Raw genomic sequence first — 26,101 nt, forward strand, 5'->3', positions numbered from 1 at the left:
AACACACAGCATGAAAAGATCGTTCTTGCCAATGCTCCTGCTATCGGTCCTGCCCGGCATGCATGGCTGCGCCACCACCGAGGAACTCTACGCACAATATGACAAGCAATCCTGTCGCGTTGCGTTGGAGCAGGTGCCCAGCGGTGAACTCGTGGTCCATGAGATCGCCAGAAAGGAATCCAGAAATGAAGCGCTGATATGGGAGCCAGTCGTCCGCTTCGACATTGAACAGGACGTACTGAGTACAGCCTCCCGAGACCGACTTGATCGGGATGTCTTCGTGCTGCATCGCTATCCCGAACTTCGCGTCAGCGTGCGCGGCTTCACCGACGCCAGCGGAGCTCGTGCATTCAATGCAAGACTGGCCGCACGACGTGTTCAGGTCGTGGTGGACTACCTGCGTTCTCAGGGCATCGACTCCGGCCGGATGGACAAGGTGCCTCTGGGCGAAGGATTGCCATTGAAGCTGGCAGGACCGGAAGCGCGAGTGCCCGAGAACCGCCGTGTCGAACTGATGCTTCTGGACGTGAACGGCAACCCACTTGCCCTCACGGTCACGGCTCCCGATGAAGACTGAGTCGTTCGCCCGGATGTTCTCGCCTCGATGGGCACGGCTGCGCCTGAGCGCTTTGCTGCTGCTCGTGCCTGCCTTGCTGCTACAGGCAGCCTCCTCCGTCCACGCGGCGACCGCCGCAGGCAGTGTGATACGCAATCAGGCCAGCGCCACCTATCGTGACGCCAGCGGAGTGGAAAGATTCACGACCTCGAATATTCTCGAGACGGTTGTCCAGCAGGCCGCCGGCGTCCAGTTGACTCAGGATCAGAGCAAACTCATCGACAGCGGTGGCGAGGTGACCTTTCCGCATGTATTGACCAACACCGGAAACGGCGATGATACGTTTTCCCTGTCCGCCAGCGATAGCGCCGTCGGCGATCAATTCGACTTCAGCTCCATGGCGATGTTCGCCGACATCGACCAGAACGGCGTGGCTGATGATGCAGTGGCACTCACGCTCTCTCCGACGCTGGCAGCCGGGGAGTCCTTCCACTTCGTGGTAGTCGCAACCGTTCCGGGCACGGCCGGTGCAACGGACTCGGGACGTATCGACATTGTCGCCAGCAGCACGTTCGATGCACTCCAGAGCCAATCGAATACGGATACCGCAACGGTCAGCAATGCCGCATTGATCGACGTGGTGAAATCGTTGAGTACGCTCGGTGGCGATTCACCCGATGGCCCCTTCACCGTCACATTGAGTTATCGCAACGACAGCGACTCCAGTGCGTCGGACGTCACACTGGTAGACGCACTGCCGGCGGGGATGAGCTACATCGCCGGTTCCGCTCGCTGGAGTGTCACGGGATCCCTGGTGCTCAGTGATGCAGATGCCCTCGATTCCCAGGGCACTGCCCCGGATACCATTCGATACTGTGCCTACCAGGCGGGCTGCACAGGCCTGGCAGAAGCCTGGCAGGACAGCGACAGCAGCAGTGCGAATCAGGTAACGGCCATCCTGAACGAGATCGGGCCCGGTGAGAGCGGCACATTGACATTCGACGTCGATATCGATGCCGGCCTGGCCAGCTCCGAACTGATCAATACCGCTGAGTTCGAGTTCGACGATGGCACCGGTACAACTGCTCGTGTCTACTCCAACAGTGTGGCCTTTCGGGTTGCACAGCAGGTTGCCATCGTTGCCAACGGCTCCGTGGCAAACGCTGCGGATGGCACGGCAGAACCGGTCGTGCAGAACAGTGCCTATCAAGGTGCCTCGGTTGCATTTGACAATATCATATGGAATACGGGAAACGGCAGCGACATCATCGATATCATCATCGACAGCGCCGGTTCGACATTTCCAACGGGCACGTCTTTCCAGCTTTTTCAGGCCGATGGACTCACCCCCCTCGTCGACAGCAGTGGCAACGGCATACCCGATACCGGCCCGCTGAAAGCCGGCAGCAGCTACCGCGTTGTTCTCAGGGCTGGTTTGCCCCCGACCGTCCACGGCGATAACGCGGGGGCCGGGTTTGATGTCAGCAAGCGTGCCCGGTCCACCACGGACCCGGGTGTCACCAACGATGTCACTGATCATCTGGATCAGATTCTGCCCAGTTCGGTGGACCTGACCAATGATGCACCAGCCGGCGAACCAGGCGCATTGGGCGAAGGTGCCGGGCCGGAAGCCACGGCTCAGCTGAACCACTCAGTAGCCCCCGGAGCAAGCACGCGATTCACCCTGCATGCTGCCAATATCGGCAGCAGTGACGATAGTTACGATCTGGCTGTCAGTACCGATCCGAGCTTTGCCACAGTGACGCTGCCCCCGGACTGGACCGTCAGCTTTCTTGCCGAGGATGGTTCCGTCATATCCAGTACGGGCAACATCGCCGCAAGCGCCTCGGCGCGCATGCTCGCCGATGTCCGTGTACCTGCCGGGCAGGCGCCCGGTGATGTCAGTCTGTACTTCAGAATTCGATCTCCTGCCACCGGGGCACTCGACGTTCTGCACGATGCCGTGTCAGTCAAGGACGCAGCCGCTCTGATGCTGGAACCGAATGGCAATGGCCAGCTCGAGCCCGGTGGGGCGATCGTCTATACCCACCAATTGAAGAATGTGGGAAATGCCACCATCAATGCAATCGAGCTGTCGAGTGTCGACACACTGGCGGCGGAAGGCTGGAGCTCATCGATTCACGAGGACAGCAACGATAATGGTGAGTTCGATGCCGCAGACACCCTGATCGACAGCATTGCTGCATTGTCGGCCAATACGACAAGGGTGTTTTTCGTCAAGGTTACGGCGCCTGGCACGGCGAGCCCTGGTTCACGCAACACTACACGTCTGCAGGCCAGCTGGAACAGTGGAGCGGATAGCATCGCGGTGAACGATGTCACCCTGGTCGATGCCGGTGACATCGGTATCGTCAAGGAGCAGGCGCCCGACCTCGGCTGCGATGGCGTACTTGAAGGCCCCCATACCCGCCAGCCCTTCGCCGTGGAACCGGGGAACAATTGCGTGCAGTATCGCCTCACGGCGACCAACGCCGGGGTGGAACCCGTCTACAACGCCATCATTCAGGATGCGACACCGGCGTTCACCCTCTATCACTCCTCTGCCGTGTGCTCGGCAGCTGCCTGCACGATTACCGAACCAGCCGCAGGCGGCACCGGGCTGATTACCGGCGAGGTCGCAACGGTTGCACCAGGCGAAAGTGTGCAACTCATCTTTACCGTTCTGATCGAGTGACGCATGGCGACCGCCGGTAATGACACTGCCATGATTCACGCAAATCCCTTCCAGGGGAACGGGACGCCTGCCGAGCGCAGTACTGCATCAACAGCCAGGCGCGCCTTGCCCGCAGGTATGCCGAGAGTCGTTCGATACTTCAGGCAGTATGTCTTTCTGTTGCTGGTCTCTGTGCTGCTGCCTGTGGGCAGCGCCCTGGCCGAAGGTTCGTGGCAGCTCGGTCTGTTCGAGGGAGTCACACATGATCAACCTCTGGCAAATACCAATCTGAACGATGGCTCGAACAGACTGTATGTCGACATCCTGGCAGCCGGTGAATTCATCAATATCCACGCCTGCGGCGTCACCAACAACGACCGGGTCGTTGTTCAGATCTACAACCCCCTGGGCGCCCTTGTTCATGCCCCTGCAAGCCGCACGGCAAATCAGCAGAACCTTGATTGCGCAGACGACTTCAATACAACATTCGACCCTGCGATCACCAACCCGTTCCAGTATCAAGCCAGTACATCGGGCACCTATGAAGTTCGTCTGTACAACCTTGACAATTCGATCATGAATCGTGTTGACATCACCGTCACGGGCAGCAGCTCGGACACGATCGATCCACGCGCCAATGGTGGCCGCCTGTGGTCGACCTTCTGGAAGTTCAATGCCGGTGATTTCGTTGAATCCGTATCCACCGATGCAGATCTGTTCGTCGTTTCCGATGGCGGTTTCTCCGGCACCTACTACATCTGGGAACTGGATCTGAACAACTTCGCGGGGTATGTCTACTCACTGAAGGCCAATGATATCGGTGTTGACAGCCCCAATGCCGCAGGCGACATCGTGGCAGGAATCAGCGTACCTTACACGGACAATTCAGTCAGCGCCCTGTACCCGATCTACGTCGCCTATCCTGCAAAGAGCTTTCCGCGACCTGTCAATTCGCTGATCGTGAGCAACTACTATTTCATCGATTCGGATGGTACCGATGCCACCATCTCCCCCGGAGACACGACGGGCAACCAGGATTATGGCACATTCCATTTCACGACCAACACGACGTCCAGCGCCGTCTACGAAATCATCATCGACATAGATGACGGTGCCGGTGGAGGACCGGACGGCCTCTATGGCATTGGCGATATATTCCTGCGCGGCAACGCCGTCTTCGGGGAAAACCTGGTGAACTGGGACGGCACCGACAACAACGGTGTAGCCATGACCGTTGGCAGCTATTCATCGCGAATGACCTTGCGTGCCGGTGAGTTTCATTTCGTCTCGGCCGACGTGGAAACCAGCGGCGGACCCAACAGTGTCGGTCTGAAGATCAAGGAGGCCATTTCGTCGCTTTCCAGTATTCCCACGCTCAATTACTGGGACGATTACACCGTCATGAACGGATCAGAACCGGATGCCTTCAATGTCAGCGGCACCTACGACGCGGATCACAACTGGGGGGTATTCTCGAGTAGCAGTTTCGGCAATGCGGCCTACATCGATACCTACGCCTATGGCGACAGTGTGTCACCCGAGCCGATTGCCGTATCCATTGTTGAAAGCGATGAAGCCCGGCCATCGATCTCCAAGTCATTCACCCCTGAGACGGTGACCGTGGGTTCAACCTCCACCATGAGTTTCGAGATCACCAATAACGGTGCCACTCCTCTTACCGGTATCAATTTCACCGATACATTGCCAACCGGCCTGGTGCTGGCGGAACTGCCCACGCCTGTGCGTGTCAGTGGCACCGGTTGTACCGGTTTCACACCCGGTCCCACGACTGTGCAATTCGGATCCGATTACGACATCATCAATGGCACTCTGCCAGCCAGCGGTGTCTGCACGATAGAGATCGATGTGCAGTCGAGCCTTCCGGGAAGTTACCCGAACACCACCAGCGGGGTTGGCTCTCTGCAGGCAGGCATCGGACCTGCGAGCAATACCGCAACCCTGACGGTGGTGCCTGCAGCGTCCGGACCGCCCTTCGAGTGCGGCAGTACATTTTATGTCGACGCGGGCAGCAGCCTGTCGACAAGACTTTACCGTGTCAATCGTGACAGCGACACTTACGTACTGGAGGAGTTTTCGGGCTCCGGCTATGCACCGACGTCAGGCTATGCCTTCAATGCGCTCGGCTACAACTCGGTTGACAACTACCTGTATGCCATCGTCACGGACTCGACGCCTGGCAGCTCGCTGACCGGCACCCTGCTGCGCATCGACAGCAATGGTGCCATCACCGACCTGGCCATCGCGGAACCCGGCCCGACACTGGCCTACATGCCTACCATCAATACACGATTTCGCGGTGGTGCCTTTGATGAGGATGGCTTGTTCTACATCATCACCGACGCCGGCGGTACCTCCCCCCTGGACGAACGGTCGCAGATCATGACAGTGGATGTGACCACCTTCCCTACTCTGGTCATGGCTCGGGCGACGCATGGCCGTGACATCCAGGACATCGCGGTGCATGAAGACGGCACCATCTACGCCTACGAGACATCTGGCGGGCTGGTGACCATCGACCCGGACAGCGGCGCAGTCAATGACATCGGCGGGAGCTTTGCCGGTGAAGTCGGCAGCCTGTTCTTCGACAGTCGCAACGACCTGTACATGCGCACCGACGATGGAACCTTTTATCAAGTCGACCTGAATACCGGCGCCACCAGCTTCGTCGCCAATGGCAGCGCTGCCACACTGCACGATGGGGCAAGCTGCAACTACGGAGTGGATTTCGAGAAAACGGTAACAACACCGCAGGTAGAGGCCGGTCACACGGCCACCTATGTGTTCAGCATCGTCAACCAGACCAATGCCGCACTGAGTTTCGATCTGAGCGATACACTGGTGGATGGACGTAGCTACGTCGGCGGCAGCCTGCAGAACCCTCTGGGCGGCTCTGCCAATGCCTACGATGGCATCGGGGAACTGACCCTGTCGGGCCTCGTGCTTCCGGCCAATTCTGTCGATGAAATCAGTATCGACGTGCAATTCGCGAACGATTTCCCCGCAGGGATTGTCACCAACCAGGCATTGCTCAGCAACCTGCCGTTCGATCTCGGCACGACACTATTGTCGGATCTGCCTGATACTGGACCATTCGCCGACCCAACGCCCATCACCGTCCTTGGCAGACCATTGATCGGTGCTGCAAAGGCTGCCGCCGTGAATGGCACGGTCGTGACCTTTGACCTGGTGCTGGAAAACCCCGGAGCATCCGACCTGAGTGACGTGACACTCACCGATGATCTGGATGCGGTGTTCGGAGCGGGCAATTACACAGTCAGCGCAGCCCCTGTCTTCATCACCGATCCCGGTACCCTGACCCTGAACGCCGGGTTCACGGGCAGCGGTGCGCAGACGGGCATACTGGACACGTCCGCCAACAATACACTGGTGGTCGGTGCCATGGCGCGTATACGGATCGAAGTCACGGTCACCAACGCCGCCGATCTGGGCAGCGGCATGGGCGTCTACAGCAATCAGGCCAATGCCGGTGGTGACAGCCCGATCGGCACCCGTGTGGTGGACCTGTCGGATGATGGTACCAATCCGGATGCCGACAATGACGGAGATCCGACGGAAGATATCGCTGGCGGCGGAGATTCCGACGAAAATGACCCGAGTCAGTTCACCATCTCTTTCACCGACTCGGTGTCCGGTCGCGTATTCGTCGATAACGGCCGTTCCGGGGGAACCCCACACGATGGACTTGTCAATGGTGGCGAACAAGGTTACGGCGGAATCGACGTACGAGCACTCGACCCGCTTGACGGTGACGCGGTGCTGACAAGCGTTCTGACGGCAGCCGATGGCAGTTTCACCCTGGATGTCCCGCCCGATGATCCGATCACCATTCACATGATGCCTCCAGACGGCTACCTCCTCATCAGCGAGAGCAGCGGGGACAGTGGTTCCAGCAACCCTGTTGTCACCGATGGTGAACTGTCCTTTACGCCGGCTTCTGCCACTGACTACAGCGGCCTGAATTTCGGGCTGATCAAAGAGCCGATTCTCGAGCCGGATCAGACCGCCAGCACCACAGCGGGTTCTGCCGTCACCCTGGCGCATGTATTTCGTGCAGACAGCAGCGCCAGTGTCAGCTTCGCCTTTGTCGATAGCGTCAATGACCCTGCTGACGATGGCTGGACACGTACGCTCTACCGCGACAACGACTGCGACGGCCAGGCGGGCAGTGGCGATACGTTGCTGACGGGTGCCACCGCCGTGTCAGCCGATGGCGTGTCGGTACTCTGCCTGCTGGTCAAGGTTTCGGTGCCTGCCAATGCTCCCTCCGGTGCATTGGCAACGCATGGACTGGTGGCGACGTCGGTGTTCAGTGACCCCATTGCCAATGGTCACGGTATCGTCAGCGATCAGCGCGTCAATGATGCCATCCCGGTCAGCGGCAGCGCCAGTGGCAAACTTGTATTGCGCAAGGTGGTCGTCAATGTCACCCAAGGCAGTGGAGAGAGCGCCATCGGGGGTAACGCGCTGCCCGGTGATGTATTGCGCTATATCATACGCTTTGAAAATACCGGTACTGGCCCATTGACCGAACTGCGTATCAACGACGGAACTCCCGCCTTTTCCCTGTTGAATTCTGCCATCAGTTGCCCGGGGTCACTGCCTGTCACACTCACGGGCTGTTCCCTGCTGTCACCGTCACCTGTCAGCAACCAGAGCGGCTACTTCGGAAACATCCAGTGGTCCTTTGACGGCTCGCTCGCCCCGGGTGCAGGCGGTGAAGTGCAGTTCGATACGGTGGTGGAATGAGTAGCGGCCGGCGATATCAACCTCACTCTGGCCAGGGAAGCTGACCACCCCTCCGTCTTTTCCGGCAATGGCAGGATAACCGTTGGACTTTGACGAGCACACGGTCATGATGGGACACTCGAACTCCCATACAGCCTGGATGTACTCAGCGAAATGAACCTTCCTACTGAGCCTGTGGGCAGTGTGCCCAGATCTCCTGAATTGCAAGCCACCGTTCAACTGTTTGCCGCAGGCAAGATCGGAAAGGAGCAAATGGACAAGGCATTTGATGACGCCGTCGAAGACACGATCCTTCGATTCGAAAAGACAGGCTCTCCCATTGTCTCTGATGGCGAGCAGGCCAAATCCAGCTTCGCCACCTATCTCATGGATGGCCTCGACAACCTGGCACCTGATGGCGTGATCATCCCGTTTTCGGATGGTCATACCCGACAATTGCCGCGCCTGACCAGAGGTCCCTTCAAATACGGTCTGTACGCGGGAAGCTATCTACCGCGAGCCGGACGATTTGCCAGCAAGCCGCTCAAACAGGCCGTCATTTCGGCTTCTGCCATGTCTTTGCTGTACCCGGAGGGTGGAATACCGGATTATTCGCAGCCACAATTCATCGAGGACCTGATTGCCGAAGCAGTGGCCGACATTCGTTCATGCTTCGACAACGGCGCGGAAGTGGTGCAAGTGGACTTTACCGAAGGGCGACTGGCGGTCAAGCTTGATCCGAGCAAAGGCCTGCTCAAACAATTCATCGACCTCAACAATCGTGTGTTCGCCGCTTTCACTCCTGAAGAGCGACAACGTATCGGTGTACACACATGCCCCGGTGGCGATCACAACTCCACTCACAGCGCCGATGTCGACTATCGTGAGCTGATTCCGATGCTCATGGATCTGGATGTCGGCAATTTCTACATGCAGATGGCGTCGGAGAAAACGCCGGATGAAGCACTGTCCGTTGTCGCCGGAAGCATCAAGGCGAATCAGCGAGTATTCATTGGCGTCATCGATGTCATAGACAACACTGTGGAATCTGCGCAGACCGTCAAGGAGCGAGTCATGAATGCTGCCAGGCACATTCCTGCCGATCAGTTGGGCACCACTGACGACTGTGGTTTCTCTCCTTTCGGCGATGATCTGGCCACAGCCAGAGACACCGCCTTTGCCAAGATTACAGCTCGCGTCGAAGGTACGCGCCTGGCCTCGGAGGAGCTGGGTATCTGACGTTTGTAACTGATGATCCGGCCACAGCCAGAGACAGCGCTTGTGCCACGTTTCGGGCTTATCGGGCTTACCGGGCATACCGGGCATACCGGGCATACCGGGCATACCGGGCATACCAGAGATTTGTATCAATTGCCGGAGAGCCATTGCATCGCACGGAACGACTACCATCACTACTTTCCATGACTCAAGAGGAATCAGATGAAAGAATTCAAACTGTCAGCCGGCGATACCTTCCCTGATTTGACTGTTTCGAGCCTGAACGATGGCGAAATCGTGCTGGGTAAAGCCGATGCTCCCAATGATTGGAAACTGGTAGTGGTTTACCGGGGTAAACATTGCCCGATCTGTGCGAAGTACCTGACAGAGCTGAAGGAATTCACGGACAAACTGGCTGAATTGAAGGTCGATCTGGTAGCCGTTTCCGCCGATCCGGTCGAGAAGGTGGAAAAACAGATGGCGGAGATCAAGCCTTCGTACAAGATTGGCTACGGCCTGAGCATCGAGCAGATGCGGGCACTTGGCCTGTACATCTCAGACCCTCGCTCCCCCGAAGAAACCGATCGCCCTTTCGCAGAGCCCGGTATGTTTCTCATCAACGACAAGGGAACCGTCCAGATGGTCGACATTTCCAATGCTCCCTTCTCTCGTCCGGATCTTGAATCGCTGGTGAACGGCATAGAATTCATCCGCTCCAATGACTATCCGATCAGGGGTACTCATCAGTAGTCTGCTTGCCTGAAGCTCGGGATCGGGATCGGGATCAGCTCAGTCACAGGTCAGTCACAGGTCAGTCACAGGTCAGGTCAGGTCAGGTCAGGTCAGGTCAGGTCAGGTCAGGTCAGGTCAGGTTAGGATGACTCTACCCTGATCCCGACAGACTCTACTGACAGTGCAAGGCACGCCCATGCCGATTGAACCCGGCGAAGCCTCCTGAGTAGCCTGAAAGAGCGCCGACGCGGTGATGCGCCGGCGCTCCAAGAAAGCAAGCAGTAGGTGGTAAAGCCTACTCCGCTGACATCACTGCGGGTGCTGAATCCCCGGCACCCTCATCAGTGGCATCCGACTGCCCGGCAGACCTCGCCGCAGCGCCTTCACTCGCAGTGGCATCGCTGTCGACAGTCTCGTTTGCCGCGCTCCCCTGCTCTGCATTCTCGTCCACGTTCGGTCTTTCGGGTAGCAACACAGCCGGATCGATATCATTCAGCGCATCGAACACCGTCGCTGACGATTTGAAAGTCAACGGCCAGTCACTGCGCTCCACTGTCACATCATTGCCCTGTTTCGACAGAGTCAATGTCAGTGGCTCAGCCCCCTTGTCGGTAACTGTCCAGGTGATGACCGAGGTGTCTTCTGTTTCACTGCTCTCGCCGCTCTCGCCGCTCGCAGGGTCTTCACTGACAGCATCTGCCGCATCTGCCGTCAAGACATCATCCTGATTCTCCATATCCTCTGCCAGGCCGGTGACTCGCAGCTCCTGCAAACTCTTCAACAGTTTGTCCAGGGGTTCCCTGGCAACCTGATGATCAGTCACCAGCGTTTGCGGTGCTTCGATCGTCCAGTCTTCATCAACTCTGGACAACGTGAAATCTTCAGTCTCGATGCGTGAAACATCGTCGAATGACAACAGATCTCTATCCATCCATCCGTCCACATCCTCAGGCACATCGTAGACATTCAGACTGGCCGCCACAATGGCAACATCACCGGCACGCCTGACATGGGCGCGCTGGTAACCGGGAGACGTGCCTACATACAGATCGGCCAGTGTCTGATCGCCTTGCAGGACCGTGATATGCCGTTGGAAGTCATCCTCGGCCACGTCGAGTTGCTCACGTGCTGCCGCCGTTGTCGCCACGGGCAAGCCGGCTTTCAGGCCGGCCAGCTGTGTCAGCAATTGATCCACCTTCGAACCATCTGCCGGCAACACCGGTTCGCCCTCCAGTTGCCAACCACCGTCTGTGCGACTCAATACAAGAGCCCCGTCCGCCGAATCGATCCGAAGCGTATCAGCCTTGCTTTCATCGAATGCCAGCAGCTGCTCGGCCACCACGAAATGAGCGTCACGCCCGGCATTCCAATAAAGCCCACCCGCGAGTAACAGCTGCGCCACCAGTATCACGCCCAGCACCTGCAGCATGCGACTCGCTGCCAGCGTCCTGCGCCATGCGTTCAACGGCGCTGAGCTGGCATGCCGTGCATCGCGGTCTGTACTCTGTTCCGATAGCGCCACGCTCTCCTCGGTTGTGTTTCCGTTTGCACTTCCGTTTGCGTTTGCGTTTGCGTTTGCGTTTGCGTTTGCGTTTGCGTTTGCGTTTGCGTTTGCAGAATGATTCCGTCTATCGTCTTCAAGCTTGCTCATGAGTTCAACCACGCCAGTTGTTGTTTTTCACGATGAGTACGCGCCAGGCTGACCACGGCATAGATGCCTCCAATAGCCAGCGCTGCCAGCACATAGTTGAGGTACTCCCAGAAGCGCTGCGAGGACTCATCCATGGGTGGCAGCGTTCGGTTGAATTGTCCTCGGCTGCGAATGGCTGCCAGGCCACTGTCATCCAGCGCCACATCCACCGCATTGGCAATCAGTTGGAAGGGGGCGAGATTGGCTGTACCATTGGCAGAGCCTGTCATCTGATTGATCTGGTCTCGCAACAGATCATTCGATGCAATGACGATAAGTCGAGCCGCCTCCGTGGACCTCTCGATCACCGTATCCATCGACTGTGCCAGAGTCGCTGAATCCTCGGCAGATTCGCCACTCTCGGTGGATGCTGGCGTGTTGCCGACTGCCGAACCACTGGCATTCCCGTTCGCCGCGTCATCGCTGACATCATTCGTCGAGTCGGAGGTCGCCAATGGCGATGGCTTGCCGGCAAAATACGAATCGAATCGTCCGGTACTGGAGACCGCCAGAATCTGTTCACCAACGTCCCCGTCTACAGGCCAGGGGCTACTTTTCGAGGCCTGCGGATCATCCAGCCGCGGCAGTATGTCGGTGGATTCCGACACCCAGGCCTCGGGTGAGCTTGCCAGCAGGATCGAGACCTGACGTGACGATGAGTCACCTGCCGACGCCCCGGCCCCGGCATTCTCTTCGTCGCCGTCTGCTACATCGCTCAAGGTGATCGGCGATGCCCATGGTATCGTCACCTGATCCAGTCCCGCCAGGACAGGCTCCTGAGTGTTGACACCATCACCACGGACATCCACGAAATACGGGTAATCCAGCATGCGCAATTCCTGCAGCTGCATGCCGCCGACGTTGCGGGACACGGGCACTGGAAAGGCCGCATTCTGCGGATCCATGACCAGACGCTTGCCAATGTCGATCCCCATTTGCGCCAACCAGTCTTCCATGCCTGAGGTTCTCTCCTGCAGAGTCATGCCGGTTTGTGTCAGGCTTGCACTGTAAGGAGAGCTTGCCGCGATCACGGTACCGCCCTTCATCAGAAACTGATCCACTGCAAACAGTGACCTCTCATCCAGGTTTTCGGGTGCGGCCAGTATCAACAGCTCCACATCGCTACTGACCATTCCGTCGCTGATATCCTCCTGCACCAGATCATATTCCGAACGGAGATATTCCTGCAGATACTGAAAATCCTGGCCGACCGAGGCCGGGGGCATGCCGGGCTGCATGGCCGCTGCGGCGTCAGGCAGAACCACACCCACCTTGTGTGTAAAACCCGTGGCAAACCGTTTCAGTCCCGCATCGAGATTGCTTTCGAAAGCCGACGCACTCAGATCATCCAGCGGCAATTGCACGACCTGTTGCTGACCATCGGACAGGAGCAGGTGAAACCAGAAGGTATCGCTACTGAACAGACCGGCACTCATTGGACGCAACCCGTAGTCATTGGCCAGTTGCGAGGCCACGACACTGCCATTTTCCTGCGGATCCTCGAAGCGAACGGTCAATTTGCCTCCGGACGCCTCGGCCTGCTGCTGCGCAATATCCTGAATGTCGGACTTGAACCTGACCAGATCCGATGGCAGGCGATCGTTGCTGGACACGTAAGCCGTCAGTGTCACCGGAGTTGCAATGCTGGCAAAGACATTGCCCGAGGACTGAAAGTCTTCCAGCACACGGCGAATGGACCGTGTCAGATCGTATTCGGGGTTTCGCAACTGCACATCGATGTCAGCCTCGCCGCGACTCTTCACATCGATAAGATCCCGAAAGCTCAGCACTTCATACTCGTCGCCGTACTGCACCAGCACATCGAAGTAGCTGCTGACGATAGAGGACTGATAGCGATCGGCCACCTGGAATGGCACGGGTTCGATGCCATACTGACGATTGGCCTCTTCCTCGGCCTCGGGATTGCTCATCGGATCGATGAATTCGACTCGAACGCGTCCCTTGCCAGCCACTTCCATCTCACGCATCAGGTCGCGCATCTGCGGTACCAGAGGACTAAGCAGCGGATGTGTCCTTGCACTGAAGTAGCCGCGCAGAGTCAGCGGTTCCTGCAATTGCGACAGATAATTGCGTGTCGCCTCGGACAGTGAGTACTGCTGCCCACGAGTGGTATCCAGACGCCAGCTGTTCATCTGGCCTACCCACAGGTTCAGGGCCAGTGCATTCAGGATCAGCAAGGCCGTCGCCAGTTGCCAGCGTCGATGTGAGCCGCGACGCTGAGTCTGCGTCCATCGTTCGCGCTCCAGCATCAGCACATTGAGCACGAGGAAGACAATGCTCAGGCTGAGGTAATAGACCAGGTCGGAAACATCGATGACGCCGCGTGTAATGGCGTCGAAGCGCGCTCCGGTACCGATGGCCTGCAACAGTTCTCCGGCAGATTGCCCCAGCGACTGCGTGATGAGCGAGTTGCCCACCAGCCAGAAACCACCACACAACACCACCGAACCAATCAGGCTGACGATCTGGTTCCGGGTTCTGGAGGATACGAACAGGCCGATGGCCAGATAGGCCGAACCGAGCAGCAGCGTCGCCAGATAGCCGGCCCAGACAGGCCCCCAGTCGATATCGCTGATGAGAGACAGCGTGATCGGCAGTGGCAACACCACCAGCAAGGCCAGCAGCAACAGGCCCATGCAGGCCAGGTACTTGCCCAGTACGAAATTCCACAAGGGTGTCGATTGCGTCAACACGTGCTCAAGGGTACCGCTACGTCGCTCCTCGCTCCACATGCGCATGGTCAAGGTGCTGCACAACAGTATCAGCAGAATGGGCATCCACTCGAACATGGGTCGGACATCGGCAATGTTGCGAGCAAAGAAGGCTTCACCCCAGAACACGATGAACAAGGTGACTGCAGCGAAGGCGGCGAAGAAAAGCCAGGCAATCGGTGAAGACAGAAACAGGGTCGCCTCCTTGCGTGCAATCGCCAGAGAGGCTCGAGGTCGGGTATCAGGCGACATGTTCCACCTCGCCCTGGTCAGCATTCGGAATACCGCTACTCTGGCTTTTGCCGGCCCCGGACGTCGTCGTGTCCGCATTGACCTCCATAAACAGCGATTGCAGGTCCTGCGCATCCGGCGTGATGCCCTGTATCGGCAGATCGTTCTCTACCAGTCGGCGAACGGCCTCAGCCACACAATCACCCGCAACATGGCCATCGCGTATATTCAGTCGATACTCGTTCCGAGCCGGCATCCTGCTCAGGGACTCCAGCCATGGAAGCCCGGCGAGGACTTCCTGCAATCTCGCTTCATCCGCAGAACTGAGCAATCGGATTCTCGAACCGTTCTGCAGCTCCTTCAGACCGGCATCCACCGCGAGTGTCCCGTGTCTCACGATCAACGCTCGGTCGCACATGGCTTCCACCTCCTGCATGATGTGCGTCGACAGGATCACCGTGGCACTCTGGCTGATCTGCCGAATCAGCTCACGCATCGATTCAGTCTGTGCCGGGTCGAGCCCGTTGGTCGGTTCGTCCAGGATCAACAGCGAAGGCTGACCAAGAATGGCCTGTGCAACGCCCACTCGCTGCTTCAGTCCCCGTGACAGATTGGCTATGGGTGAGAGCAAGCGATCTTCCAGATGCGTCGCTTCCAGCACACGCCGGATGGCACGTCGCTTGTCATGACCGCGAAGCCCCTTCAGTTCGGCCGCGTAGTCAAGATAGGAGGCCACTGACAGTTCCGGGTAGACGGGCAGGTTCTCCGGCAGATACCCCAGCTCGCGCTGCAGCTGCGTTCGGTGTTCGAGTATCGGTACATCCTTGAACCGGATGGACCCGCTGTCGGGCTCCAGAAACCCGCTGAGCATCTTCATGATGGTCGTCTTGCCGGCACCGTTGTGCCCCAGCAAACCGACAATCTCCCCCTGCGATACGGTAAATGACACATCATCCACCGCCTTGAAGTCCCCATAGCGGCGACTCACCGAACGTACATCCAGCATGTTTGTGTTCCTCACAAGAATCGACCAATGCCTCACGGTGACTGACCCGTGCGACCTGACGATTGCCTACCCCTTGTGACAGAGCATGCTGACCGAGAATCACTGCGCCCAGAGAGTATCCGGGAAGCAACGGTTAACCGTCAGCACACAGGATCAGACAATCTGAGCTGTCCCAGTTAAGGATTGCCGGAAAATTTTTCAAGGGTCTTGACGACACATCCACGGCAACACTTTCGAGGATGAAATGTTCGATCAGGAGGCGTCGCGTTCGAGGGCTCGTCGCAGCAGCTTCAAGCCGACGGGTCCTGCCGTGATGATGTAGAGAAAGCGACAGCTGTGGACCAGCGCCACCATGCCGGCATCCAGTCCCAGTGCCAGCGCCACCAGACTCACTTCAGCAATGCCACCAGGGGCCAGCGCCAGAAACAGAACGAGAAAATGCTGGTCGATCACCCGCACCAGGATCAGGGAGAACACGGCAGCCATGGCCATCACTGCCAGCGTGAATATCGACGATGTGCTGAACAACTGCAGATAACGACCGCGTGGGCCATTGGCAACCTCACAACCGATGACCATGCCGAACACCAACAGGGCGAGGGTCTTGACCAGGGTCGGCGGATCCATGCTGACATCGGTCAACAGTGCCAGAATCGTGGTCATGATCATCGGGATGATGACATGGCCGCCCGCCATCTTCAGGCGTTCGGCCAGAAAGTAACCGACCAGAACCAGGCCTGCCAGAACCAGCGGAGACGTGTCGTTGTGCCAGTCGAGGCTGGCCATCAAGGGCTCCGGTTCGGGAGGCACACCGAGGAACCTGGCCAGCAGGGAAATGGACACCACCACGATGACCACCCTCACGGCATGGACCATCAGCACCTCGGCACGATTGCCGGTATCGCCAGCCAGTGCCAGCAGCATCGTCAAGCCTCCCGGCAGAGCGCTGAGAAAGGCTGCCGGTTTGGGCAAACGGGCGCGGCGTTCGAACCAGGGCATGCCAAGAACCACCGTGACAGTGGTGACGACCAGCGCCATGCCAATGGCATACGGCAGATCGGTTCCCGAGCTGCTGATGCTCGCCGCCACCGATGGCCCCAGAGAGACTCCGATGGCCACTCGCATCCAGCGCTCCAGTGCTCCGGGCATGGATACCACCGGAGCACCCATCCAGCGTGCCACCGCGCAGACGATGAGACTTCCCAGCATCCAGGGAATGGGAAAGTGCAGCAGCAATGCCAGCAAGCCACCGGCAATACCCAGCGACACTGTCAGCAGATAGGGTTGGATCGATCGAAGCATGCCCGACTATACCCCATGGAACCGCCGGTGAAACGGCTGCCATGTCGGTTTTCATGAGCCATGACGAGTTGCTCAGGGCTGCATTCGACCATGCTTCTTGTCGTCATACCAGGTCCCGCACAGGCGACGGGAAAAGACAGCCCCCGGTATCAGTACCAGCAGTGTCTGCCTGATCAATTGCGGCGTGCTGTACCAGTCAAGCTTTCTCACCGAGGTGACGACCGGATCTGTCGTGAGAATCTCGAATCGCATGCCTGAACGCCTGCCCCAGCGTTTCAGGCCTCGTGACAGAAAGATTTCCTCACCGGCATAGACCCGATTACTGAACCCTCCCACGGCATCAAAGGCATCTCTTCGACAGAAGATAAAGCAGCCGGCGGCCAATCCGGCGCTCAGCGACAGGGTATTCCAGAACCGCAAGCCACGCATGGCACTGGCAGAGACCGGTCTGTCCGCCGCGATGAGAGATCCTCCACCCACCACGCCCCCCGATGCCAGTCTGTCCAGTGCCTGACGCAACAGCTGTTCACTGCAGCTCGTATCGGCGTCCAGGAAAACCAGTGCATCACCGGTCGCTGCCATGGCGCCACGGTTGCGCGCCCGGGCAATCTGGTTGATCGGTTCGAACACGACCTGCGCACCCTGCTCCTGTGCAATCAGCCCAGTATCATCGGACGAATTGTTGTCCACGACAATCAGCTCGCCCCGATGCTCGCTGCCGGCTTCCAGGGCACGTATTGCAAGCGTGACCTTCTCCAGCGTATCTGCAATGAAGGCAGCCTCGTTCCAGGCCGGTATGATCACTGAATAACGCATGTGTCTCTGCTCCAATAACGCCGAGCTGTGCAATCATTTGCCACGCCTCAAGCCTGCCCCTGATACAGCGTCCCGGCCGATCATGACAGCAGATGGCAAGAGTGGCTGACCACCACCGACTCGACAGGCTGCCAGAAACCTACTGCCGCAAGGCCGGCAAGCCGACACCGGTGCTTTCGAAACCACCATCGGCCGCAATGATCTGACCGGTGATGTAGCTGGCCTTCTCGGAACACAGAAAGGTGATCAGCTCGGCAATCTCGTTTTCGCTGCCGTAGCGATTCAGCGGAATCGCATCATGGTAGGCATCGATGATCGCCTGACTGTGAACCGCCATGGCAAGCTTGGTACGTACCGGACCGGGACAGACGCAGTTGGCCCGTATCCCGTACTCGCCCAATTCCACCGCCTGCTGTTTGGTCAACTGAATGACCGCAGCCTTCGAAGTGCCGTAGGCCACCCGCAGGGTGGATGCCCTCAACCCGGATATCGATGCGATATTCACCAATGCCCCTCGCGATGCCTTCAATGCCGGAATGCTGGCCTGCGAGACCAGGAAGACCCCATCGAGATTGGTTTCCATGACTCGTCGCCAGCGGACGAAATCCGTTTCCTCGATGGGACCGAAGTCGGCAACACCGGCGTTGTTGACAACCGCATCGATACGCTCGAATGTCTGCTGAATCGCTGACATCATTGCCGTCACATCGTCCGGCAAGGACACATCGTGAAAGAAGGCACTGACCTTGTCGGCACCCAGCGCCTGCGCAATCTTCTGCAGCTCCTGGGTGTCCCGATCAACCATGGCCACACGCCAACCCTGTTCGACAAGCAGTTTCGTGCTGGCCAGACCAATGCCGCGTGCGGCCCCCGTCACCAAAGCAACCTTCTCGCTCATCGCCCTGTCTCCTTTACAGACTGTCGTTTCCGAAGCAGACCAGCATATTCCTCGAACAGCACGGCCGCCACCGCCGGAAGGCGCAATTGCCGTTCGACCCAGGCGACACGTTCCTCCGTGTAATGGTGCTCGATGTCCAGCATGTTCACGGTCGCCACCAGCTTGCCTCCCAGTATGACCGGCAGGTTGATCACCGAGCCACAACCCAGGGAACCGATCAGCTCATGGTCGGGGAATACCTCTGCAATTTCGACCAGGGTGTTGGCCACGAAACTCTCCTGCTTGCCATGCACGATATCAAACCAGCTGTTCATCGCGATGGGTTTTGTACCGGAGGCAGGGTAGTTGCGGATATCGCTGGTATAGGAACGCCTGGCCAGCATGGCGTCCATGTCCACACCCATGATGGTGAACAGCTTCGCACCGACACAGGCGTCTGCCAACCGGTGCAGGGCCGCATAGGCCTGTTCACTGCTGCGTGCCACTGCCAGTGATTGATTGAAGTGCTGGATGGCCTCGTCGGTACTCATGGCAGAATCTCGTTCTCACGGATGGATCATCGTCTCATCGACAAAGTCCAGCTTACCGCTTGCGCGCCCACTCATGTTGTCCTGACCTCGCCGACCTGAGCCAGGACCGGCAGTCAAGAGCAGCAAACAGACAGCCCCCCTAATCGGCGAGTCCGGCCGCGTAGCGCAGACCGCCCAGCAGATGCGCACGAAATTCCGGTTCCGCATAGCTGGATTCGGTATGACCACCACCGGTGTACCAGGATCGCCCACCGTCGTAAGCGTGATACCAGGCGCTTGGATGGTCACCTCCCATGCCCCCGCCTGTATACGAGTCTTCGTCGAGGCTGAGCAGTACCGTGACTTGCGCGCGAGGATTGGCACGGTAGTCATACCATTCGTCGGTGCGCGTCCATCTCGAGCCCAGATGGGTCGTCGATGGGTGTGAGCCATCCTCGACATCCTGGGTCGCTGTCTGTATCTCCGGATGACGCTCGAAATAGGCACCTACCAGTGAGCCATACCAGGGCCATTCGTACTCGGTATCACTGGCCGCATGAATACCGGCATAGCCCCCTCCCGAGCGAATGTAGTTCTCGAAAGCCTCCTGCTCATCGGCATCCAGCACATCGCCGGAGGTGAGTACCCAGATCACGGCATCGAAACCGGCAAGGTTCCCTTCGGTGAACACCTCTGCCGAATCCTCGGCGCGTACCGTCAGGATATCGGACGATGCAGACAGCTCTTCCAGCGCCTGCAAGGCCGCCTCTATCGACTCATGGCGGTATCCGCGAGTTTCGCTGAAGAGAAGCACTCGAGCCGATCCGGTCGGACTTGTACCGGCGATCAGTTCCTCGAGATTGCTGCTGCCATCGTTGTCGTCGTCCCACAGAGCGGTATCGAACTGATCGGCAAGGATGACAAGAACTTCCGACTCATTACTGCCCGTTCTGTAGTCCTGCTCAAGACGGCCCAGCACAATGCCACCGTTATCATCGTAGAAGGTCACGATCAAACGGTTTTCGGTGGCAGCCGGAAAATCGGCAGTGGCCGTCCAGTACTCGTCTCCCACCCAACTTGCCACAAGGGTTTCATCGCCCCAGACGACTTCAAGCTGAAGTGCATCAGACACACGAGAAGGCACCGTGATATCGAACCTGACGGTCACCGTATTGCCTGCCAGTGGATCCGGAGTACCGTCTCCCATGCCGGCCTCGCTGCCGGAGCCGGTGTCATCGGCCGTTGCATCCACGTGTCCGCCCGTAGTGTCCGCTCCGGGCTCATCGCTCATCTGTCCTGTGTCGCCGGCAGTTCCCGTACCGTCTGCATCACCGGCATCCAATCCTGTTCCCGGAGCACCTGCCGTGTCTGCACCGGATTGCGGAGAATTTCCGGAACCGGAACAGGCTGACAGCAGAAGCGTGCAGAGAAGCAGTATCACTGCTCGCCGTACAGGCAGGCAGTTGCCTTTGACAGGCTTCATGTCAGCATAGCCATTCATCCCGGTTCGGCGCCTACCGTTGGCAATCACCGACTATGCCCCCTCACCCACCTCGAGCTCCAGACGCAAGCCCAGGCTGTGATTGATGACAATGTAGCGCCCGGCACCCGGAACTGTACAGGAGTCCGTGCCATTGCAGATCTGTTCGAAGGTATGTGCATCCTGCACCTGATACCAGCCACCGATGGTCCAGCTGATCAGCTGCCCGGACACGCTCAGACTGTCAGCAAAACCGGACTGATCCAGTGTCAGCTCCGCGGGGCTGCCCACGATGAGGCGCCAGGCCGAACTGCCACCGTCGTGGAAGCGGATCGTCCAGTAGATGCCGTCTGGAACGGTGCATGATCGACCGCCCTGACAGACGATCTCTCCGGTGACTCTGTTCTCGACCTGATACCAGCCATCATCAGGCCAGGAGATGGTGTTGGCAACCACGGTCGGGGCGGAAACCGGCTCAGGATCACCGCCGAGCTCGACGCGCCAGGTGGTGCCGCCGCCATGGTACAGGCGTGACACCAGATAGCTGCCATCGGGAAAGCTGCAGGCGTCCACCCCCTCGCACAGCACACGGCCACTGTCCTCGCTCTTTACCTGATACCAGCCATCCCGCGGCCAGCTGATCGTGTTGTTGTTCACAACGGGTCCGGAACGATCGCTGATCTCGAGCTCGGCACGCAGTCCGAGCGTGTGATTGATGACGATATACTCTCCGGCTTCGGGAACGGTGCAGGCATCGCCGCCACCACAGATTTGCGCATAGGTGTTCGCATCCTGCACCTGATACCAGCCATCGGCGAACCAGCTGATCGTGCGATCGGACACCAGCAGAGCGCGGAGAAAACCATCCTGGTCAATGACGGGCTCTACCGGTTCACCGACCACCACATCCCAGCTTGTGCTGACACCGTCAGTCACGCCGGATACCCGATACCGGCCATCTTCGACAGTACACTCCTCACCGCTCTGACAGACCGTTTCCCCGGTAAGCACCCGCTGAACGTCATACCAGCCATCATCAGGCAACTCGATCAGATTGCCGCTGACAACTGGCTCGATCGGCAGCTCTGTCGAATCTCCGAGCACGACACGCCAGGTGGTACCCCCTTCCAGAAACAGACGACTGACCAGGTAGGACCCGTCAGCGAAGCTACAGGCATCCACCCCTTCGCACACTATCGCTCCCGTGTATTCATCCCTGACCTGATACCAACCGTCGTTCGGCCACGTGATGGTATTGCCGGAGACTCGTGGACCGGGATCGTCACTCACTTCAAGCGTGGCACGCAGTCCCAGATCATGGTTGATCACGATGTAGTCACCCAGTTCGGGAACCGTACAGGAATCCGTTCCGTTGCAGATTTGCTCGTATGTCCGCGCGTCCTGCACCTGATGCCAGCCGTCTTCCGTCCAGCGGATGGTGCGACCAGAGACCTGGAGGGAATACTCGAAGTTGCTCTCATCCAGGATCAGCTCGGCCGGGTTTCCAACGGTGAGCTGCGAAGTGGAGCTTGTCTCATCTTCATATCGCGTCACCTGATAATGGCCCTCAGACACCTGACAGATGTCATCACCGGTACAGACCAGCTCTCCTGTCAGCAACTGACGCACTTCATATCGGGCACCATCGTCCCAGGAAATGATGTTGCCATCAACAACCGGATCTGCCGCACTGGCAGCGCCCGCAAATACGGCTAGCAGTGGCAGCAGTGCTTGACAACGGCTGGCACCTGTTCGGTAAATTTTCATGGCTGGATTCTCGGTGATACCGAGCGGAGATTATCAACTACACCGAGCCCTGCCATGGTATTACTACCTCTTTTTACAACATTGACACATGCGTTCTCCGTGCATGAACCTTTCATGCCCAGGGAGGATGATCACGCCCCTGCAGACTCGGCGCCGGGTCCTGATCCACCACTTGCCGCATACAGCTCACGCGTATATTCACTGGAGAACTGACCCGAGCGCAGCGCCGCCGTCTCACAGATCTCCACGATGCGCCCGTGCTGCATCACGGCCATGCGCTCACACATGAAACCCACCACCGGCAGGTTGTGCGAGACCATCAGGTAAGTCAGGTTCTGTTCGGCTCTGAGCCGCTTCAGCAGGTTCAGGATCTCGGCCTGTACCGACACATCCAGCGCGGAAGTGGGTTCGTCCAGCAGCATGATGGACGGCTCCAGCATCAGCGCCCGGGCAATGGCGACGCGCTGCCTCTGCCCACCGGATAACTGATGCGGAAACCGAAACCGGTATCGCTTGTCCAGCCCCACGGCGTTGAGCATGTCCGGAATGCGGGTATTGCGATTGCCCAGCCCGTGCACCTGCAACGGTTCCGCCAGTATGGTGTCGATGGTCTTGCGCGGATGCAACGAGCCATAGGGATCCTGAAAGACCATCTGGCATTGCCTGGCAAATTCCCGATCATGCTCACGCGAACGAGATTTGCCTGACACCTCGATGGAGCCGGTCCAGCCGGTCGCCAGGGCAGCGATGGCCTTCAGGACCGTGGACTTGCCCGAACCGCTCTCCCCCACGAGGGCAAAGCTCTCGCCGCGGGCCACGGTGAAGCTGACATCGTGCACCACCTGAGTATTGCCGTAGGCAATGTTCACTCCCGCAAGTGCCAGTGCGTTCATGTGCCGCTCCAGCGGTTTCTGTCCAGCACCGGCAACTCGCTGCGCTCTTCCACCATCTGCGGTACGGCGGCCAGCAAGCCCCGTGTATACGGGTGCTGCGCATGCTGCAATTGGCCAGCAGCACATTCCTCGACGACTTCACCGGCATTCATGACCAGAATGCGATCACAATAGCGCGCCACCAGATTCAGATCATGACTGATCAGCATCAGCCCCATGCCATTGTCCCTGACCAGAGAATCGATCAGATCCAGCACCGTGGCCTGTACCGAGACATCCAGCGCCGAGGTGGGCTCATCGGCAATCAGCAAGTCCGGCCCCGGAATCAGCATCATGGCGATCATCACTCGCTGCCCCATGCCACCGGATATCTGGTGCGGATAGAGTCGCGCGACCGCTTCCGGCTCGTTGATGCGCACCTTCTGCAACATCTCGATGACTCGCGCCTTGACATCGCGTCGGCGCAGCCGCTCATGGCAGCGCAGGGCTTCGGCAATCTGATCACCCACCCGCATCACCGGATGCAGCGAGAACTTCGGGTCCTGCATGACCATCGACAGGCGAGCGCCGCGCAGGCGGCGCATCTGTCGTTCCGTCTGTCCCAGCAGATCGATTCCCTCGAATTCCAGCCTGTCGGCGCGCATGACGCCAGGCCGGTTGATCAGCTTCAGCATGGCACGGCCTGTCAGTGATTTACCCGAGCCGCTCTCACCCACAATGCCAAGGCGTTCCCGACCCAGAGACAGGGAAATGCCTTTCACGACATCCACCGGACCATCGGCCGACGGAAACGAGACACGCAGGTTTTCCAGTTCCAGCATGGCCATGATCAGCGTTGCCCCTCGTTGCGTGGATCCAGCACATCTCGCAGCCCATCTCCCAGGAAGCAGAACCCCAGGCTGACAACGATGATGGCGATGCCCGGCATGGTGGCCACCCACCACTGATCGAGTATGAAGGTGCGTCCACGCGAGATCATGGCTCCCCACTCCGGCAAGGGAGGTTGTGCACCGAGCCCCAGAAAGCCGAGTCCGGCAGCCGTCAGGATGATGCCTGCCATGTCCAGCGTCATGCGTACGATCATCGATGACGTACACAGGGGTAGTACGTGTCGAACGATGATGCGCGTATCGGAGGCACCCAGCATCTGGGTCGCGGCTATGAATTCCGACTGGCGAAAGGTCAGCGTCTCCGCTCGTGCTATGCGGGCATAGACCGGCCAGGCTGTAATGGCAATGGCGATGATGGCGTTTTCGATCCCCGGTCCCAGCGCCGCCACAAAGGCCAGTGCCAGGATCAGTTTAGGCATGGACAGGAACACATCGGTGATCCCCATCAGCAACTTGTCCATCCAGCCGCCGTAGTAACCGGATACCGCGCCCACCAGCAAGCCCAGTGGCGCCGAGATGATGGCAACCATCGCCACGATCAGCAGCGTGATGCGTGAACCGTGAATGACACGCGAAAAGATGTCTCGCCCCAGTTCATCCGTGCCCATGAGGTGTGCACTGCTCGGCGGCAGCAAACGGTTTCCGAGGTCCTGGCCGATGGGTGACTGCGGCGCAATCCACGGGGCGAAGGCAGCCACCAGAATCAGGCCGATGATGATGAGGGAACCCAGCAGGGCAAGCGGATTCTTCAGCAGCATGTGCAGCAGACGCCAGCTGCGCCCCAGACTGGCCTGCCAACGGGATTCCGGTGACTCACTGCTCAGCCACTGTTGCAGACGGCTCATCGGACACTCCTCGGATCCAGCAGACCGTAGAGCACATCGGACAGCTTGTTGATGATGATGAAGACCATGCCGATGACCAGTGTGGCACCCAGGACGGCGTTCATGTCGGCATTGAGCAGGGCCACGGTGAGGTAGTTGCCGATTCCCGGCCAGGAAAACACGGTCTCGATCATGACCGAACCTTCCAGCAGACCGGCATAGGAGAGTCCGATGACCGTGATCAGCTGAACGCGAATCGGCAGAAAGGCATGCACCCACAGTACCCGCCAGCCAGGCACACCCTTGACGCGGGCCGTGGTGATGTACTCCTGACTGAGCTGATCCAGCATGAAGGAGCGTGTCATGCGTGCGATGTAGGCCAGCGCGAAGAAACCGAGGATGAACGCCGGCAGAGTGATATGGCTGACCGCATTCCAGAACACTTCCGTATCCCCGGCGAGCAGACTGTCCACCAGCAGCAGGCCGGATACCGGATCGATCAGCCCTTCGAGATAGACATCCATGCGCCCTGGCCCGGCCACCCAGCCAAGCTTGGCATAGAACAGCGCCAGGCCGACCAGCCCCAGCCAGAACGCCGGTACGGCATAACCGGACAGAGCCAGCATGCGAATGATGTGATCGACCCAGCTGCCCTGATGGCTCGCGGCAAAGACTCCCATGGGCACACCGATGAGTACCCCGATGATGATGCCGATGGTGGCCATCTCCAGCGTGGCCGGAAAGACTCGAGCCAGATCGCTGATGACTTCGCGATTGGTCGACACCGAGCGTCCCAGATCCCCCCCGAGAACATCCCCCACATAGGAGAAGAACTGCAGGATCAGCGGTCGATCCAGTCCCATGGCTATCCGCGCGGCTTCATACACTTCATTGGTGGCACGATCCCCGACGACCGACAGCACCGGGTCGATGGGAATGACACGACCGATGAAGAAGGTGACGGCCAACAACGCCAGAAAGGTCAACGCGACAACGAGCAGAAAACTCAGCAGCTTTCGGACGATGACCAGCCAGCGAGCTTCGCGCCGCGTTGTCACATTACCCGTGGAAGCGGGCAGCTTTGCAGTTGGGGATGACATGACAGGCAGCATACCG

Annotated in this window: 18 protein-coding genes; 5 read left to right on the plus strand and 13 right to left on the minus strand. The window is 58.7% G+C overall.

From position 1 onward, the window contains the following. Window positions 1-10: 10 nt before the first annotated feature. The 5 genes from ACUNV4_RS13915 to ACUNV4_RS13935 all read left to right on the plus strand — a co-directional run bounded on the left by ACUNV4_RS13915 (window position 11) and on the right by ACUNV4_RS13935 (window position 9,965). On the plus strand, window positions 11-577 hold the full coding sequence (locus tag ACUNV4_RS13915) for an OmpA family protein (RefSeq protein ID WP_430879171.1): 567 nt from the start codon (window positions 11-13) through the stop codon (window positions 575-577). Then, window positions 567-3,251, plus strand: coding sequence for a hypothetical protein (locus tag ACUNV4_RS13920; protein WP_430879172.1), 2,685 nt, complete (start codon window positions 567-569; stop codon window positions 3,249-3,251). Before ACUNV4_RS13915 ends, ACUNV4_RS13920 begins: the two co-directional genes overlap by 11 nt. Before the next feature lie 30 nt (window positions 3,252-3,281). Next, on the plus strand, window positions 3,282-8,018 hold the full coding sequence (locus ACUNV4_RS13925; RefSeq protein ID WP_430879173.1) for a DUF6923 family protein: 4,737 nt from the start codon (window positions 3,282-3,284) through the stop codon (window positions 8,016-8,018). A 153-nt stretch (window positions 8,019-8,171) separates the two neighbouring features. Next, the gene (locus ACUNV4_RS13930) at window positions 8,172-9,236 is read left to right on the plus strand and encodes a cobalamin-independent methionine synthase II family protein (protein WP_430879174.1); all 1,065 of its coding nucleotides are present in this window, start codon (window positions 8,172-8,174) and stop codon (window positions 9,234-9,236) included. Between the two features lie 201 nt (window positions 9,237-9,437). Then, window positions 9,438-9,965: a peroxiredoxin-like family protein gene (locus tag ACUNV4_RS13935; RefSeq protein WP_430879175.1), complete on the plus strand. Its 528-nt coding sequence runs from the start codon at window positions 9,438-9,440 to the stop codon at window positions 9,963-9,965. Between the two features lie 277 nt (window positions 9,966-10,242). On the opposite strand, the gene ACUNV4_RS13940 is transcribed toward ACUNV4_RS13935, so the two are convergent. The 13 genes from ACUNV4_RS13940 to ACUNV4_RS14000 form a co-directional block, all read right to left on the minus strand. Continuing rightward, entirely contained in the window at window positions 10,243-11,469 is a 1,227-nt protein-coding gene (locus ACUNV4_RS13940; protein ID WP_430879176.1) for a DUF4340 domain-containing protein, read from the minus strand. Window positions 11,470-11,594: 125 nt separating this feature from the next. Beyond that, window positions 11,595-14,621: a Gldg family protein gene (locus ACUNV4_RS13945; RefSeq protein WP_430879177.1), complete on the minus strand. Its 3,027-nt coding sequence runs from the start codon at window positions 14,619-14,621 to the stop codon at window positions 11,595-11,597. Further along, window positions 14,611-15,606 carry an ABC transporter ATP-binding protein gene (locus ACUNV4_RS13950; RefSeq protein ID WP_430879178.1) on the minus strand — a complete coding sequence of 332 codons (996 nt, stop codon included), beginning with the start codon at window positions 15,604-15,606 and terminating at the stop codon, window positions 14,611-14,613. The genes ACUNV4_RS13945 and ACUNV4_RS13950 overlap by 11 nt, the downstream gene beginning before the upstream one ends. 252 nt (window positions 15,607-15,858) lie before the next feature. Further along, window positions 15,859-16,908 carry an AbrB family transcriptional regulator gene (locus tag ACUNV4_RS13955; protein ID WP_430879179.1) on the minus strand — a complete coding sequence of 350 codons (1,050 nt, stop codon included), beginning with the start codon at window positions 16,906-16,908 and terminating at the stop codon, window positions 15,859-15,861. A 72-nt stretch (window positions 16,909-16,980) separates the two neighbouring features. Beyond that, entirely contained in the window at window positions 16,981-17,724 is a 744-nt protein-coding gene (locus ACUNV4_RS13960) for a glycosyltransferase (protein ID WP_430879180.1), read from the minus strand. A gap of 139 nt (window positions 17,725-17,863) precedes the next feature. Beyond that, window positions 17,864-18,622: an SDR family NAD(P)-dependent oxidoreductase gene (locus ACUNV4_RS13965; RefSeq protein WP_430879181.1), complete on the minus strand. Its 759-nt coding sequence runs from the start codon at window positions 18,620-18,622 to the stop codon at window positions 17,864-17,866. Beyond that, the gene (locus tag ACUNV4_RS13970) at window positions 18,619-19,152 is read right to left on the minus strand and encodes a hypothetical protein (RefSeq protein ID WP_430879182.1); all 534 of its coding nucleotides are present in this window, start codon (window positions 19,150-19,152) and stop codon (window positions 18,619-18,621) included. The genes ACUNV4_RS13965 and ACUNV4_RS13970 overlap by 4 nt, the downstream gene beginning before the upstream one ends. A 139-nt stretch (window positions 19,153-19,291) precedes the next feature. Next, entirely contained in the window at window positions 19,292-20,614 is a 1,323-nt protein-coding gene (locus ACUNV4_RS13975) for a ThuA domain-containing protein (RefSeq protein WP_430879183.1), read from the minus strand. Window positions 20,615-20,665: 51 nt separating this feature from the next. After that, complete coding sequence (locus tag ACUNV4_RS13980) at window positions 20,666-22,378, minus strand: hypothetical protein (protein WP_430879184.1); 1,713 nt, start codon at window positions 22,376-22,378, stop codon at window positions 20,666-20,668. Window positions 22,379-22,509: 131 nt separating this feature from the next. Then, the gene (locus ACUNV4_RS13985; RefSeq protein ID WP_430879185.1) at window positions 22,510-23,271 is read right to left on the minus strand and encodes an ABC transporter ATP-binding protein; all 762 of its coding nucleotides are present in this window, start codon (window positions 23,269-23,271) and stop codon (window positions 22,510-22,512) included. Continuing rightward, window positions 23,268-24,098, minus strand: coding sequence for an ABC transporter ATP-binding protein (locus tag ACUNV4_RS13990; protein ID WP_430879186.1), 831 nt, complete (start codon window positions 24,096-24,098; stop codon window positions 23,268-23,270). Before ACUNV4_RS13990 ends, ACUNV4_RS13985 begins: the two co-directional genes overlap by 4 nt. A 2-nt stretch (window positions 24,099-24,100) precedes the next feature. Continuing rightward, complete coding sequence (locus ACUNV4_RS13995; protein WP_430879187.1) at window positions 24,101-25,006, minus strand: ABC transporter permease; 906 nt, start codon at window positions 25,004-25,006, stop codon at window positions 24,101-24,103. Further along, on the minus strand, window positions 25,003-26,085 hold the full coding sequence (locus ACUNV4_RS14000) for an ABC transporter permease (protein ID WP_430879188.1): 1,083 nt from the start codon (window positions 26,083-26,085) through the stop codon (window positions 25,003-25,005). The genes ACUNV4_RS13995 and ACUNV4_RS14000 overlap by 4 nt, the downstream gene beginning before the upstream one ends. Window positions 26,086-26,101 lie beyond the last annotated feature (16 nt).

The organism is Granulosicoccus sp. 3-233, assembly GCF_052681095.1.

What these genes read in the sequence shown, in the direction of transcription:
- ACUNV4_RS13915 (WP_430879171.1), top strand. Translation starts at nt 11, where the DNA reads ATGAAAAGATCGTTCTTGCCAATGCTCCTGCTATCGGTCCTGCCCGGC.
- ACUNV4_RS13920 (WP_430879172.1), top strand. Translation starts at nt 567, where the DNA reads ATGAAGACTGAGTCGTTCGCCCGGATGTTCTCGCCTCGATGGGCACGG.
- ACUNV4_RS13925 (WP_430879173.1), top strand. Translation starts at nt 3,282, where the DNA reads ATGATTCACGCAAATCCCTTCCAGGGGAACGGGACGCCTGCCGAGCGC.
- ACUNV4_RS13930 (WP_430879174.1), top strand. Translation starts at nt 8,172, where the DNA reads ATGAACCTTCCTACTGAGCCTGTGGGCAGTGTGCCCAGATCTCCTGAA.
- ACUNV4_RS13935 (WP_430879175.1), top strand. Translation starts at nt 9,438, where the DNA reads ATGAAAGAATTCAAACTGTCAGCCGGCGATACCTTCCCTGATTTGACT.
- ACUNV4_RS13945 (WP_430879177.1), bottom strand. Translation starts at nt 14,621, where the DNA reads ATGTCGCCTGATACCCGACCTCGAGCCTCTCTGGCGATTGCACGCAAG.
- ACUNV4_RS13950 (WP_430879178.1), bottom strand. Translation starts at nt 15,606, where the DNA reads ATGCTGGATGTACGTTCGGTGAGTCGCCGCTATGGGGACTTCAAGGCG.
- ACUNV4_RS13955 (WP_430879179.1), bottom strand. Translation starts at nt 16,908, where the DNA reads ATGCTTCGATCGATCCAACCCTATCTGCTGACAGTGTCGCTGGGTATT.
- ACUNV4_RS13960 (WP_430879180.1), bottom strand. Translation starts at nt 17,724, where the DNA reads ATGCGTTATTCAGTGATCATACCGGCCTGGAACGAGGCTGCCTTCATT.
- ACUNV4_RS13965 (WP_430879181.1), bottom strand. Translation starts at nt 18,622, where the DNA reads ATGAGCGAGAAGGTTGCTTTGGTGACGGGGGCCGCACGCGGCATTGGT.
- ACUNV4_RS13970 (WP_430879182.1), bottom strand. Translation starts at nt 19,152, where the DNA reads ATGAGTACCGACGAGGCCATCCAGCACTTCAATCAATCACTGGCAGTG.
- ACUNV4_RS13975 (WP_430879183.1), bottom strand. Translation starts at nt 20,614, where the DNA reads ATGAAGCCTGTCAAAGGCAACTGCCTGCCTGTACGGCGAGCAGTGATA.
- ACUNV4_RS13980 (WP_430879184.1), bottom strand. Translation starts at nt 22,378, where the DNA reads ATGAAAATTTACCGAACAGGTGCCAGCCGTTGTCAAGCACTGCTGCCA.
- ACUNV4_RS13985 (WP_430879185.1), bottom strand. Translation starts at nt 23,271, where the DNA reads ATGAACGCACTGGCACTTGCGGGAGTGAACATTGCCTACGGCAATACT.
- ACUNV4_RS13990 (WP_430879186.1), bottom strand. Translation starts at nt 24,098, where the DNA reads ATGGCCATGCTGGAACTGGAAAACCTGCGTGTCTCGTTTCCGTCGGCC.
- ACUNV4_RS13995 (WP_430879187.1), bottom strand. Translation starts at nt 25,006, where the DNA reads ATGAGCCGTCTGCAACAGTGGCTGAGCAGTGAGTCACCGGAATCCCGT.
- ACUNV4_RS14000 (WP_430879188.1), bottom strand. Translation starts at nt 26,085, where the DNA reads ATGTCATCCCCAACTGCAAAGCTGCCCGCTTCCACGGGTAATGTGACA.